The organism is Thalassospiraceae bacterium LMO-JJ14 (assembly GCA_021555105.2).
Classification (GTDB): Bacteria; Pseudomonadota; Alphaproteobacteria; order Rhodospirillales; family Casp-alpha2; genus UBA4479.
This window is the reverse complement of record CP134604.1, coordinates 2,384,221-2,397,792: the sequence shown is the minus strand read 5'-3', so window position 1 is coordinate 2,397,792 and position 13,572 is coordinate 2,384,221. Positions and strand designations below refer to the sequence as shown.

The 13,572-nt window shown below is 55.6% G+C and carries 14 protein-coding genes; 6 read left to right on the top strand and 8 right to left on the bottom strand.

All coding sequences use genetic code 11. The features are described 5' to 3' along the window. Positions 1-102: 102 nt before the first annotated feature. Both L2D14_11290 and L2D14_11285 read right to left on the bottom strand, forming a co-directional pair. Positions 103-1,527 carry a malonyl-CoA decarboxylase gene (locus tag L2D14_11290; GenBank protein WNJ98454.1) on the bottom strand — a complete coding sequence of 475 codons (1,425 nt, stop codon included), beginning with the start codon at positions 1,525-1,527 and terminating at the stop codon, positions 103-105. A 51-nt stretch (positions 1,528-1,578) separates the two neighbouring features. Continuing rightward, entirely contained in the window at positions 1,579-3,012 is a 1,434-nt protein-coding gene (locus tag L2D14_11285; protein ID WNK01679.1) for an NAD(P)H-hydrate dehydratase, read from the bottom strand. A 201-nt stretch (positions 3,013-3,213) separates the two neighbouring features. Here L2D14_11285 and parA point away from each other — a divergent pair, with 201 nt between their 5' ends. Continuing rightward, positions 3,214-3,846, top strand: coding sequence for a ParA family partition ATPase (gene parA, locus L2D14_11280; GenBank protein ID WNJ98453.1), 633 nt, complete (start codon positions 3,214-3,216; stop codon positions 3,844-3,846). Beyond that, positions 3,843-4,313 carry a CopD family protein gene (locus L2D14_11275; GenBank protein ID WNJ98452.1) on the top strand — a complete coding sequence of 157 codons (471 nt, stop codon included), beginning with the start codon at positions 3,843-3,845 and terminating at the stop codon, positions 4,311-4,313. Before parA ends, L2D14_11275 begins: the two co-directional genes overlap by 4 nt. 7 nt (positions 4,314-4,320) lie before the next feature. Here L2D14_11275 and L2D14_11270 read toward each other — a convergent pair whose 3' ends face one another. From L2D14_11270 to L2D14_11260, 3 genes are read right to left on the bottom strand one after another with little or no spacing between them, the layout of a single operon-like run. Continuing rightward, on the bottom strand, positions 4,321-5,553 hold the full coding sequence (locus L2D14_11270; protein ID WNJ98451.1) for a bifunctional alpha/beta hydrolase/OsmC family protein: 1,233 nt from the start codon (positions 5,551-5,553) through the stop codon (positions 4,321-4,323). Positions 5,554-5,555: 2 nt separating this feature from the next. Then, a complete protein-coding gene (locus tag L2D14_11265; GenBank protein WNJ98450.1) occupies positions 5,556-6,074 on the bottom strand; it encodes a hypothetical protein in 519 nt (172 codons plus the stop codon). A 40-nt stretch (positions 6,075-6,114) separates the two neighbouring features. Continuing rightward, positions 6,115-6,912, bottom strand: coding sequence for an enoyl-CoA hydratase-related protein (locus L2D14_11260; GenBank protein WNJ98449.1), 798 nt, complete (start codon positions 6,910-6,912; stop codon positions 6,115-6,117). Between the two features lie 87 nt (positions 6,913-6,999). Between L2D14_11260 and L2D14_11255 the strand changes: the two genes are divergently transcribed. The 4 genes from L2D14_11255 to L2D14_11240 all read left to right on the top strand — a co-directional run bounded on the left by L2D14_11255 (position 7,000) and on the right by L2D14_11240 (position 10,182). Beyond that, the gene (locus L2D14_11255) at positions 7,000-7,638 is read left to right on the top strand and encodes an NUDIX domain-containing protein (GenBank protein ID WNJ98448.1); all 639 of its coding nucleotides are present in this window, start codon (positions 7,000-7,002) and stop codon (positions 7,636-7,638) included. Between the two features lie 121 nt (positions 7,639-7,759). Next, positions 7,760-8,764, top strand: a complete 1,005-nt coding sequence (locus L2D14_11250) for a cysteine synthase A (GenBank protein WNJ98447.1) — start codon at positions 7,760-7,762, stop codon at positions 8,762-8,764. Positions 8,765-8,767: 3 nt separating this feature from the next. Beyond that, on the top strand, positions 8,768-9,628 hold the full coding sequence (gene sseA, locus L2D14_11245; GenBank protein WNJ98446.1) for a 3-mercaptopyruvate sulfurtransferase: 861 nt from the start codon (positions 8,768-8,770) through the stop codon (positions 9,626-9,628). A gap of 5 nt (positions 9,629-9,633) precedes the next feature. Continuing rightward, positions 9,634-10,182 carry a GNAT family N-acetyltransferase gene (locus L2D14_11240; GenBank protein ID WNJ98445.1) on the top strand — a complete coding sequence of 183 codons (549 nt, stop codon included), beginning with the start codon at positions 9,634-9,636 and terminating at the stop codon, positions 10,180-10,182. A 94-nt stretch (positions 10,183-10,276) separates the two neighbouring features. On the opposite strand, the gene L2D14_11235 is transcribed toward L2D14_11240, so the two are convergent. The 3 genes from L2D14_11235 to L2D14_11225 are packed head-to-tail and all read right to left on the bottom strand — an operon-like array spanning position 10,277 to position 13,452. Further along, entirely contained in the window at positions 10,277-11,062 is a 786-nt protein-coding gene (locus tag L2D14_11235) for an amino acid ABC transporter ATP-binding protein (GenBank protein ID WNJ98444.1), read from the bottom strand. A 53-nt stretch (positions 11,063-11,115) separates the two neighbouring features. Next, entirely contained in the window at positions 11,116-12,231 is a 1,116-nt protein-coding gene (locus L2D14_11230; GenBank protein WNJ98443.1) for an amino acid ABC transporter permease, read from the bottom strand. A gap of 12 nt (positions 12,232-12,243) precedes the next feature. After that, positions 12,244-13,452, bottom strand: a complete 1,209-nt coding sequence (locus L2D14_11225; GenBank protein WNJ98442.1) for an ABC transporter permease subunit — start codon at positions 13,450-13,452, stop codon at positions 12,244-12,246. Between the last annotated feature and the right edge of the window lie 120 nt (positions 13,453-13,572).

The following is a 13,572-nucleotide window of genomic DNA, read 5'->3' as shown; positions in this document are numbered from 1 at the left end:
CCAAAGCGCCCCGCCCCGAAGCGGTGCGACACTCTACTTATTTAGCCTACACTGTCAATCGCAAGGAAACGGCAGAATTTAAGGGCTTATAGGCGCCAACGATCAGCCTTTGAGGAGTGCCCGTACAGTACTGGATGTCGAAACCTTGCCGCGAGCACTGTATGCTTCGTGGTTATCCTCGATCTTGCCGAGGTGATAGACGTAATTGACCATCATGCCGGCGGACTGCTTGATGCCGTTGGATGCTGTATCCCCAAGCCAGTTGATACGCTCAATGGCAGCGCCGTTCGAAAGATGGAAATGCGCAACCGGATCGGCCGCACGGCCTTCACGGCGCTTTTCCTCAACCAGATAACGGGCGCAAAGACGTAATAGCGGCGATTTCAGTGCCTCTGCGAGCTTTTCATCATGGAACCAGTTCGGATCGTTGAGGGTTTCCTTCACGACACCTTTGAGGCCGGTGTCCTTGATTGTGACGGCCTTGAGCGCTTTGCGTTCGGCAGGCAGCAGGATCTTCGGATCACCGGCAGCGAACAGGCCATCCAGCCATTTACGGAAACCCGGGATCGGCGACAGGGTCGAGAAGGTTTTGAGATTCTCGAATTCCTCGCGCAATTCGCCGACGACGCGCTTGATCAGGAAGTTTCCGAAACTGATACCGGCAAGCCCCTGTTGTGCATTCGAGATGGAATAAAAAATCGCCGTGTCGGCTTCACTGGAATTTTGCACCGGTGCATGTTCATCCAGAAGTTCCTGAACGTTTCCGGCAATGCCGTTGACCAGTGCAACCTCGACAAAAATAAGCGGCTCGTTAGGCATGCGCGGATGGAAAAATGCAAAGCAGCGGCGATCGGAATCGAGACGGTTCTTCAGGTCGTCCCAGCTGGCGATGGCGTGAACCGCCTCGTAGGCAATCAGTTTTTCGAGAATGGTCGCCGGCGTCTTGTCCCAGGAAATCAGCCGCAATTCGAGGAAGTCGACATCGAACCAGGAAACGAGAATAGCGCGCAGATCGCGCTCCAGCGCTTTCAGGGCCTGATCTTCCCTGGAGAACCGCAGCAGTTCGGCACGCATATCGACGAGGAACTTAACCCCGTCCGGCAGTGCATTGAATTGCGTCAGCAGCTTGGTGCGTGGTGCTTCCAGCGCTTTTCGCAACAGATATTCGGCGTCGCGGCGGTCGTTGTCGTCATCGGCCAGTTGTACCGCGTCCATGGCGGCGTCGACCTGGGCGGGATCGGTGTCGAATTCACGCGCAAGCACGCTGAGGAAGCGTTTGCGGCCGGTTTCGTCGAGCGCCAGATAAACCTGCCCGAGCTTTGCTGCTTCGGCGCGTGCTGAGACTTCGCCGCCCTTGTTGTTGAGGCAGGCCAGCATCTGCTTGCGTAGCGTCTCGATATCTGAGTCCGGCAGATCGGGCCGTGCCATGGCGGTCGATATGTCATATCCCGAACCCGCAATCGCCCGCCAGCCGTCGCGGAGATTGCTGATCGTGCGGTCCAGAAAACTAGTCGGTTCACCATCCATGCCGGTAAATTGCCTTTATTATGTGCCGATTTCAAGGCGGCTTCGTATGTGTCAGCCGCAGTCTAGGTCTGTAAACACTTGAGGCAAGGCCTCGGTGATATCTTCAGCGATGAGACCGAGTCCGATGTACGATGCAGCCTTGCCATGACACCATACACCCGCCGCTGCCGCATCGAACGCAGGGGCGCCGGTGGCCAGGAAACCTGCAATGATGCCGGCCAGCACGTCCCCTGCCCCGGCAGTGCCTAGCCATTCAGGTGCGTTGGCATTGATGGCGGCACGTCCATCCGGTGCGGCGATCACGGTATCTGCCCCTTTCAGGACGATGATTGCCCCGGATTGCTTGGCGGCGGCGCGGGCGCGCGACAGTTTGTCGCCTTCAAACGCGAACAGACGGCGGAATTCGCCTTCGTGCGGAGTCAGGACGCAAGGGCCACGGATGGCCTTGAACAGGGATTTCGGCGCATCGCTGAAGGACGTCAGGGCATCGGCATCCAGCACGACCGAGCGCGCGCCGCCGGCGAGTGCCTGAAGTACCAGGCCTCGTGCTTCCTCGCCGACACCGATGCCGGGGCCAACAAGGACCGTGTTGCGGCGCGGATCGGCGAGGGTTTCTTGAAAATCATGCCGGGCTTCGACGATATTGCCGGGATCGCCGGCAAGATAAATACCGAGCGCCGGTTCCGGCACCGATAATGTTGCCAACCCCGCACCCGCCCGGCGCGCGGCGCGGGCGGCCAGTTTCGCGGCGCCCGGCATGACGGCGCTCCCGGCAATGATCACATGGCCGCGGTCATATTTATGCCGGGTCGGGCGATGGCCTGCGAAAACGTTTGCGGACCAAATCGCAGGCGTGTTTTCGAAAATTTCCGGTTGGATGTCATGCAGGACACCGGGCGGAATACCGATGTCGGCGACATGAATGCCGCCGCACGTGCCCCGGCCCGGATACAGCAGATGCCCAGGTTTCTTTCTGAAAAATGTAACGGTCTCCAGTGCCGGCAGCACGCAGCCCATGACGGCGCCGGTATCGCCGTTAATCCCGCTCGGCAGGTCGACCGCGATGGCGGGGAGTTCAAGCGCCGCCGCTGCATTCAGCACATGGGCGCAAACGCCTTCGATTTCGCGGGCCAGACCGGCGCCGAACAAGGCGTCGACGATAATGCAGCCTTCTTCGAGGACCATCGGCGCCAGCGGCTCGACGGTGCCGTTCCAGCGCCTGTAATTGGCCAGTGCATCGCCGGAGAGCTTTTCCGGATCGCCGAGGGCGGCAATGCGCACCCTGTAACCCCGGTTTTTCAGGTACCGCGCGGCGACATAGCCGTCACCGCCATTGTTACCGGGACCGCACAGCACGACGATCGGCCGTTTTCCGGCAAGCCGCTGGGCGCGTTCGGCAACTGCCCTGCCTGCGCGTTCCATCAGCGACAGACCGGCGACACCGCCTTTGATCGCGGCCCGGTCGGCGGCGCCCATTTGCGCCACGCTCAAGAGTGCATTCCCGTACATGGGGGAATCGTACACCCAGTTTCGCACTTGCTAAAGACGTGCTGTGATTTACGGCTTTTTTCTTGGTTGATGCTATTTCCTCGCGCTCAGGCATTGAGGGAAACCGGCACCCCCATTAAGGTTGTTATTGTGCACTGCCGAAATCAACGGCAGCGCGACCGGATGAAGGAACGAACGATGCCCGCACGTATCATTGCCGTCGCGCAACAGAAAGGCGGCGCAGGCAAAACCACGCTGGCAGCTCAATTGGCCGTTGCCTGGGCCAACAACCGCCGCGTCGCCCTGATGGATATCGATCCACAGTCGAGCCTGACGGCATGGCATGCGCTCCGTGAAGCCAACAGCCGCGATCTGGCTGCTATCCGCCTCAGCGATGTATCCGGGTGGCGCGTCGGCACCGAACTCGACCGACTGAAGAATGATTTCGATATCGTCCTCATCGATTGCCCGCCGCATGCCGAAACCGAAACCAAGAACGCCATGCGCGCCGCCGATCTGGTCGTTATACCCGTGCAGCCCTCACCCATGGATGTCTGGGCGACAACACCGACGGCAAGTTTTGCCAAGGATCAGGGGACCGATGTGCGATTGGTCCTCAACCGTGTGCCGCCGCGTTCGCGTCTGGTTGAAGCGGTGCAGGGTCTGCTCGGGCAGAATGATCTTAAATTGACGACAAATACGCTCGGCAACCGTGTCGCATTCGCCGCTTCCATGATGGATGGTATGGGAGTCACGGAAAGCGAGCCGTCTTCGCAGGCTGCGGATGAAATCCGTGCCCTCGCCCATGAACTTGAAAGGGCTGCCAAATGATCGAACTGTCACCATTTATGTTGGGCTTGCATGCCCTGTTTGCCGTCGTTTGGGTCGGCGGTATGTTTTTCGCCTATCAGGTATTGCGGCCAAGCGTCCCTGCGATCGAACCACCGCCCGAGCGGCTCAAGCTGTGGAATCGTGTCTTCGGGCGTTTCTTTTATTGGGTCTGGATCGCCGTGGTGGTGATTCCGGCAACCGGTTATTGGCAGATATTCATCGATTTCGGCGGGTTTACCGGCGCTGGCCTTCACATCCACTGGATGCACGGAACCGGATGGCTGATGATTGTCCTGTTCATCTATCTTTATATGAAACCGTATGCGGCCTTCAGGACCGCAGTTGCGGGTGAGAACTGGGATGATGCGCGGCATAATCTTGAGCGCATCCGCAAGATCGTCGCGATCAATCTCGTTCTTGGCCTGATCACGGTCATTCTCGGTTCCACCGGTCGCTTGTGGGCATAGCCCCGGGCTATTCGAAAAGTTTGGCCGTGAGGCTGATTTCGTGGGTCAGCGTTTGATGCACAGGACAGCGTTCGGCGATTTCGAAGATCTTTTGGCGCTGCTCTGCGGATAGATCGCCACTCAACGCGATTTCGGCGTCTATCCGGTCGACCATGCCTTTTTCGGTATCGCAGGTGGCACAATCCTCGGCGTGAATTTTATCATGGCGCAGTGTTACCCGAGCCTGCTTAAGCGGCCACCCCTTGCGCTCGGCATACATACGCATGGTCATGGCCTTACAACTGCCAAGGGCGGCCATCAGGTAGTCATAGGGTGACGGTCCGCTGTCGTTGCCGCCGACACTCAGCGGTTCGTCGGCATGCAGCAAGTGTCGTCCGCCAACGGATATGATATTGGCAAACTTGCCCTGCCCCGTTTCCTGCACGACGACTCCATCCGCTACCGCAGGCACGTCAACTTCGCTGTCCGCTTCGACATCTGCCTCAATATATCGCTCCGCCCAGGCAGCAATGACGTTGGCGCAATAAACGGCATCGGTGCGTTTCGAAAGCAGGTGATCGGCATTATCCAGCGACACGAAACTTTTTGGATGCTTCGCCGCGATATAGATCTCCTGGGCATTTTCGATGCCGACGATATTGTCGACAGGTGAATGAAAAATCAGCAGTGCGCGGCCGAGGCGGGCGACGATGTCCTTGAGCTTCTGTGCGCGGATATCGTCCAGGAACTGTTTTTTGATACGGAACGGACGGCCGACAAGTGTGACGTCAGCTTCGCCTTCGGCATCGATTTTCTTGATGTCGTCGCCGAAATTGTTGGCAACGTGGCCAGGGTCTGCCGGCGCGCCGATGGTACACACGGCCTCGACTTCTGCAATTTCAGGCGCGGCGGCAAGGACAGCGGCACCGCCCAGGGAATGACCGATCAGGATTTTCGGGGCCGATAAATGCTCGCGCATATAGCCCGCTGCGGCGACCAGATCACCAACGTTCGAGGTAAAGTTTGTGTTGGCGAACTCGCCTTCACTGGCGCCAAGCCCGGTGAAGTCGAAACGCAATACGGCAATCCCGTGTGCCGTCAGACCTTCGGCGATTCGGCTGGCGGCAAATATATCCTTGGTGCAGGTAAAGCAGTGTGCAAACAGGGCGTAAGCCCTGACCTTACCATCCGGTGAATCGAGTCGTGCCGCCAGTTCATCGCCCAGCGCGCCGGTAAAAGTTATTTTTTCGCTTCTGCTCACACCTAAATTCCTCGCTTCGGGGATGTGCCGTAATATGCGTAATGATCTTCGTTGATGGAGTCCGGATCCACGGCTGAAAAAATCCTGGAAACATTTTCTCCATCGACACTCAACGGTAGACGAATGGACAGCCTGGATGATTCGATGCCCGAGCGGGCCACGATGGGGGTATGGCACAGCACGGCCTTACGGCGTCTGAAGACGTCTTCGTATTCATCCCGGTTACCTTCTCGCATGGTTTCGTCGGCAATATTGGAAAGCAGTTTGCCGGTCATTTCCACACCGATCAAATTTGTGCGTTCCGTGCCCCAGAAACGAAATCTGAAGTCCATGGGATCATGCTCGATGTCGACGAGGACAGACCACGGTAATAACCTCGGTGGAACAAATTCCAGAGAGAATGCAGATTCCAGCGGCAGAACGGGTGATTTGGGGAGCGCGTTCCAGGCATCGTAGATAGTCCGGAAATTAATCGGCAATTCGACCGTCGGATCGATTTCTATGATCTTAATTGCCTTCACCCCAATTAAAATAAATTAGCCCGCATATTTTACGAGTAAATCAATCCGGATACCATGCAGCATTGCGTTTTTCCATGAAACTCAGGAGCCCTTCTGCGGCTTCGTCGCTTTGGCGTTGCAGAGAATGGCTAAGGGCCAGATTCGCCGCAAGCGCATCGTCCATATACATGCCGGACGTTTCAAAAAGGATTCGCTTCGTTTCCGCCATGCCTGTCGGGCCGTTCATCAATATCGCATTGATGATGGCTTCGCCATTTTCCGCCAGCGCTTCACGGGGGCACACGGTATGCACTAGTCCGAGTTTTTCTGCGGTCCGGGCGTCGAAACGTTCTGCGGTAATGGCATAGCGGCGGACCTGTCTGGGACCGATGGCGGCGGCAAGCTGTGGAATGATCGGGCCAGGGTGCAACCCCCAACGTACTTCGGCAATCGAGAACAGTGCATCGTCGGACGCAATCACCACATCGCAGGCGGCTAGGATACCCGTGCCGCCCCCGAAACAGGCACCCTGAACAAGCGCGATGGTCGGCTTCATGCATTGATCGAGCATGCGCACGGCATCGGTTGTCTGTTGCGAAACCGCGAGGTTTTCTGCTGGCGTGCCGTGGCGGACTTCGTCCAGCCAGGCCAGATCGGCGCCTGCCTGAAAGTGCTTACCGTTACCTTTGATAACGATTATGCGGACATTTTCGTCACTGCTCAGCGCGCGTGCGCCGTCCAGGAGATTCTTCACCATGTCGCCGTTATAGGCATTGTTGACATGCGGTCTGTTGAGCGTGACCGTGGCGACGCCGCGTGCATCGATTTCGCAAAGCACACTTGGTTGTTGTTCTGGCATTTTAGTCTCCGTGAACTTCATGAAGTTTATTTTTTGACGCCCGGTTCGTGTCTGGACAAAAGGCGTTCGATCCCGATTATTAGTTGCATGAAAAAAACACCATTCACAAAGCATGATGTAGAAGTCATGGAAGAAAAATCCGGTTACAGCGGGTTTTTCGATCTCAACATCTACACTTTACGGCATAAAAAATTTGCCGGGGGATGGACCCAGGACATCACGCGAGAGGTCTTCGAGCGCGGGCATGCTGTGGCGGTACTGCCTTATGACCCGGTTCTGAACAAAGTTCTTTTGATCGAACAATTCCGTCCGGGCGCCTATTTTTCAATGACATCACCGTGGTTTGATGACGACGTATCGCCTTGGATATATGAAGGTATTGCCGGCATTATAGAAGAAGGCGAATCGCCGGAAGATGTCGCCCGCCGGGAAAGCATCGAGGAAGCGGACACCCCGCTGCAGGATCTGATCAAAATCAGTCATTACCTAGTCAGTCCCGGGGGTACGACCGAGTCGGTCTTCGTTTTTGTCGGGCGTGCAGATCTATCAAATGTCGACGGGATACACGGTATTGCACACGAGGGTGAGGATATCCGGCCGTTCACCTTGCCGTTAGAGGAAGCATATGCCTGCATTGAGGACGGACAAATCAATAACGGCATGACGATTATTGCCCTGCAATGGTTGATGTTGAACACGTCCAAAGTTCATACCGAATGGGGCTGACGCAATTGTTATCGGCAAAGCATTCCCCCAATGCTTGATCGCCCGTGGTGCCGCCGATAATCTGAAATCAGAAAAACGCTCAAGTTCAATCGACTAAAGATCCGACTGGGGAAATCATTCTATGGACATTAAGCGCGGTTTTGAAGAAACCGTCGGTGATACACCGCTGATCCGGCTCGCGGCGGCATCCGATGCGACCGGGTGTGAAATATACGGGAAAGCTGAATTTCTCAATCCGGGCCAATCGGTCAAAGACCGTCCGGCGCGGCAAATGGTTCTGGATGCCGAGGAAGCAGGCATCCTGAAATCTGGCGGCACGATCGTCGAAGGCACGGCCGGGAACACAGGGATCGGCCTGGCGCTGATGGCCAATACCCGCGGCTACAAGTGCAAGATTGTGATGCCGGATACGCAAAGTCAGGAAAAGAAGGACATGCTCCGGTTGTGCGGCGCTGAACTTCTGGAAGTGCCGGCTCTGCCCTTTTCCAACCCGGACAACTATCAGCACATCGCCCGCCGGCTGGCCGAGGAAACAGCAAAGAATTCCGAAGGCGGTTGCCTGTTCGCTGATCAATGGAACAACCTGTCGAATCGCAAAGCGCACTATCTGACGACAGGACCGGAAATCTGGCAACAGACGGATGGCAAGGTTGACGGGTTTATATGTGCTGTCGGGACCGGCGGCACGCTGGCCGGGACGTCGACGTACCTAAAGGAACAAAATCCAAAGATCGCCATCGGTTGCGCCGATCCCCTGGGCGCAGCGATGTATAACCTTTTCAAGAACGGCGAAGCGAAAGCATCGGAAGGCGGATCCATTTCCGAAGGCATCGGACTTGGCCGGGTGACACCAATCATCGAAGATATCACTGTCGAGTATCCTTACATGATTCCCGACGAAGAAGCCCTGCCTTGGGTATTCGATTTGTTGCAACATGAAGGTATTTGCCTCGGCGGCTCGAGTGCCATCAACATTGCCGGCGCTGTGCGTCTCGCCAAGGACCTGGGGCCTGGGCATACCATCGTCACGATTTTGTGCGATTCCGGTACACGCTACCAATCAAAGTTGTTCAATCCGGCATTCTTGAAAGGCAAGAACCTGCCGGTACCTTCATGGCTGGAGTAGATTATGAATTATGCCAATCCTGATGCGCTCGTCTCGACCGAATGGCTTGCCGGGCATTTGAATGCACCGGATGTGCGTATCGTCGATGCCAGTAGCTTCCTGCCGACAGTCGATCGTAACGCCAAGGCCGAATATCGCGAATGCCATATACCCGGCGCGGTTTTCTTCGATATCGATGATATTGCTGACGACAGCAACGAACTGCCGCATATGATTCCGTCGCCCGAGAAATTCTCGAGCCGGGTGCGCAAGCTGGGGCTCGGTGACGGCAACCGGATCGTCGTTTACGACGTCAACGGCGGTTCAAGTGCTGCATGTCGGGTTTGGTGGATGTTCCGCCTCTATGGCCATGAGGACGTTTCCGTGTTGAACGGCGGCTTGCCGAAGTGGCTGGCCGAGGGCCGTCCGACGGACGACTTGCCGCCTGTCCCGCGCGAGCGCCATTTTACCCCGCGCATGAATAACTTCCTTGTGCGCACGGTTGATCAGTTGATCGATAACTGCACGTCCGGGCGCGAAACGGTCATCGACGCTCGCAGTGCCGATCGTTTTGCCGGCACCGGCGACGAGCCCCGCGCCGGGCTACGCAAGGGACATATCCCGGGCAGCGTCAATTTGCCGTTCAACAAGCTGATGGATAAGGATGCCAACTTCCAGATGCGCTCGGCGGATGAAATCGCGCAGATTTTCAATGACGCCGGAGTCGATTTTAAATCCCCCGCCGTCGCCAGTTGCGGCTCAGGGGTGACGGCCTGTGTGATCGCCTTCGCCGCACATCTGATCGGCCAAAGCGAGATGGCGATTTATGACGGTTCGTGGACGGAATGGGGCAGCCGTCACGACACACCGATCGAAACCGATTAAGCGGTATGGTGGATAAGCCGGCCGAGCTGGAGACGGTAATTACGTATCTGGAGATGACGTCGCCGCCAAGCGCGCCGCCTCCGCCACCGCCCCTGGGGCAACTCGCGCTCATGCGCGCGGAAAAGCTCACGGTGGCCTTCTACCGGTTTCTCTATAACACCGTCGGCGCCGATCATATGTGGTGGGAACGCCGCATGATCTCGGACGCGGAGCTTGCGGCGGCTGTTCTGGCGGACAATGTCGATGTTTTCGTCTTGTACGCAGGTGGCGTGCCGGCCGGGTATTTTGAACTATCTGAAACCGAGAACGGCAAGGTAATCGAGCTTGCCTATTTCGGTCTTATGCCCGAGTTCATCGGCCAGGGCTATGGTGCCTATCTGCTGCGTATGGCAATTGATGAAGCCTGGTCGCGGGGACCGCACAGGCTATTCGTGCACACCTGCAATCTGGACCACCCGAATGCATTGCAGGTTTACCAGCGTGCCGGGTTCGAGGTTTATGACCAGAAAAAGAAACTTATTCCCGATCCGCGTGAACTCGGTCTGTTCGACTGATTGCAGGGAATAGCCTGCCCAAAATGAGAGACGGCCCGCCTCGTTTCCGAAATGCGGACCGTCTCACCATCCCCCCTCTGGGATAGTCGTTGCCTCAGTGACCGAGAATTTGGCTCAGGAAGAGCTTGGTCCGGTCATGCTGCGGGTTCTCGAAGAATTCGTGCGGATCGTTGGATTCAATGATCTCGCCACCATCCATAAAGATCACACGGTCAGCCACGGTTTTTGCGAAACCCATTTCGTGCGTCACGCAAAGCATGGTCATCCCGGTTTCCGCAAGTTCGACCATAGTGTCGAGCACTTCCTTGATCATTTCCGGGTCGAGCGCCGATGTCGGCTCATCAAACAGCATGATGCGCGGGTTCATGCACAACGAGCGGGCAATGGCGACACGTTGCTGCTGACCGCCCGAGAGCTGACCGGGATACTTGTGGGCCTGTTCGGGGATCTTGACCTTTGAAAGGTATTCCATGGCCGTTGCTTCGGCTTCGGCTTTCGGGGTCTGGCGCACCCAGATCGGCCCGAGCGTGCAGTTTTCCAAAACCGTCAGGTGCGGGAAAAGATTGAAGTGCTGGAACACCATGCCGACTTCACGTCTGATCGCGTCGATCTGTTTCAGATCGTTGGTCAGCTCGATGCCGTCGACAATGATCTGTCCCTTCTGGTGTTCTTCCAGACGGTTGATGCAACGGATCATGGTAGATTTACCCGAACCGGACGGGCCGCAGATAACGATCCGCTCGCCTTTTTTGACTTTCAGGTTGATATCCTTGAGGACGTGAAAATCCCCGTACCACTTGTGTACACTGATAAGCTGAATCAGTGCATCCTCACCCGCTGATGATTGAACCGAAGTCGCAACTGCTCTAGCTTCACCCATTTTTTATTTGTCCTTTCCCTGCTTGGCTTTTGCGCCTGTAGCTTATGCGCTTACTAGCGCTTGTATCCTTTGTCGAGTTTGCCTTCGAGGTAGATCGAGTAACGCGACATACTGAAGCAGGCGATGAAGAAGAATACTGCAATGGAGATATAAACCTCGTTTGAGAGGCCATTCCATTTCGCATCTGCCATCGAAGCGCGTCCGATTCCAAGAATATCCAGAAGACCGATGATCAACACCAGTGTCGTGTCCTTAAACAGACCGATGAAGGTGTTGACGATACCGGGAATGGAAATTTTCAACGCCTGCGGCAAAACAATCAGCCGCATCGACTGCCAGTACTTTAATCCCATACTGTTGGCTGCTTCATACTGCCCATTCGGAATAGCCTGTAGGCCTCCGCGAACAACCTCGGCAATATACGCCGAAGCGAACAGCGTCACCATAATCAGTACACGAAGCAATAGATCGAACGTGGTGCCTGGTGGCAAGAAGTAGTTGAGCATGGTCGAGGCCACGAAAAGCAGCGTGATCAGTGGCACACCCCGGATGAACTCGATGAAACACACAGAGATCGATTTCACGATTGGCAAATGCGACTGCCGCCCAAGCGCCAAGAGTATGCCAATCGGGAGAGAAAACGAAATGCCGGTAACACCGACCACTGTATTCAGCAGCATGCCACCAAATTCGTCGGTACCTACATGTTCTAATCCCAGACCGCCCAACAATAACCAACCAGCAATAAATGGATATGCGACTGAGAATAACATCCACAGCTTTCGCATGGGGGCATTGTCAAACAGGATTGGCACAAGTGCCGCTAGAAGCAGCACAAATGACAAATCAACGCGCCATCTTAATTCTTCTGGGTAGAAGCCGTATATCAGGATGCTGGTGCGACTTTTAATAAATGCCCAGCATGCCCCATTGCTAATCGCATGGCATTCTTCACGGCTACCTGCTTCCATGACAGAGTCTAGAACTGCCCAGCTGAAAATCGGCGGGATGATCTTATACAGCAGATACACCCCGATTATCGTCATAATTGTGTTTATCCATGACGAGAACAGGTTTTTGCGAAGCCAGAGCAGGATGCCGCTCTGGCCCGCAGGTGGTGGCATATCCGGGTGTGTGCCGGGAGTATAGGATTGTGTAACGTCACTCATGATCTATCTCCCTCACCGTTCAACCAGTTTGATGCGTTTGTTATACCAGTTCATGAATGCCGAGATGAGCAGCGAGATCACGAGATAGATCACGATCACGAGAATCATCGTTTCCATTTCCTTGCCAGTCTGCATCAACGAGATGCCGCCGATAGTGGCGACGACATCCATATATCCAATGGCAATGGCGAGCGAGGAGTTCTTGGTCAGGTTCAGATACTGACTGGTTAGCGGCGGAATGATCACGCGGAGAGCCTGGGGAATGATCACCAGGTTGAGGATACGTCCTCGCTTGATGCCGAGCGCGCCGGCTGCTTCCCATTGACCGTGGCTAACCGAGAGAATGCCGGAACGAACGATTTCTCCGATGAAGGCCGAGGTATAAAGCGACAGGGCGAGCCAGAGCGCCATGAATTCAGGCAGCAGAACCATGCCGCCCTTGAAATTGAAGCGCTGGAATTCGGGCACGTCCCAAACAAGTGGCATGCCAGTGATTAAAAAGACTGCGGCCGGGAAAACAATGATGGCGCACAATGAAATCATGAACACCGGATAAATTTTACCGGTGGCGTCCTGAACCTTCTTGGCATAGCCCCTGAACCAGACGGTAAAGGCGATGCCGGCGAAGAAAGCGATGATGGTAGCCCAGAAAAGCGGCTCCATGATCGGCTTGGGTGCGAAAACGCCGCGGTTCGACAGGAAGAATAGGTCGGCGATATTGTATTCGGTGCTTGCGACCTTGGGGTGCGGCAGTGAATGAACGAGAATGCCGTGGATCAGCAGGATGTGCAGCAAAACCGGCACGTTACGGGTAAATTCAATAAAGCAATAACTGATGCGGTTCAGGAGATAGTTCGGCGAAAGCCGCAAAACCCCAAGTATGAAACCTAGTATCGTTGCCAGAATGATCCCGCATATGGCCACAAGCAATGTGTTAAGCAGTCCAACCAATCCGGCGCGGAAATGTGTGTCGCGCGAGGTGTATTCGATCAATGATTGGTTGATGTCGTAACTGGCTGGAGACGAGAGAAAATCGTAACTGAAAGTTTTGCCGACTGCCGCCAGATTTGCGACTGCATTGGTAAGGATGAAAGCGAAGAAGCCAATCAATGCAGCCATTGTCAATATTTGCAAAATGACTGATCGTGCTTCGCGGTTGTTCCAAAGTTTACTGAACGCTGAGCGCCCGTCCACATCATGGTCCGCAATGGTCGTATTCATAGGCCGTCCGTCCCCCGGTTATACACACAGCAAGGGCGTCCGATTTATGGCCGTCCCTGCGATACCTCCCTTCCCCATCACCGATTTATTGTGCCTTGGTGGCATTCGGTGTTTGAGGAG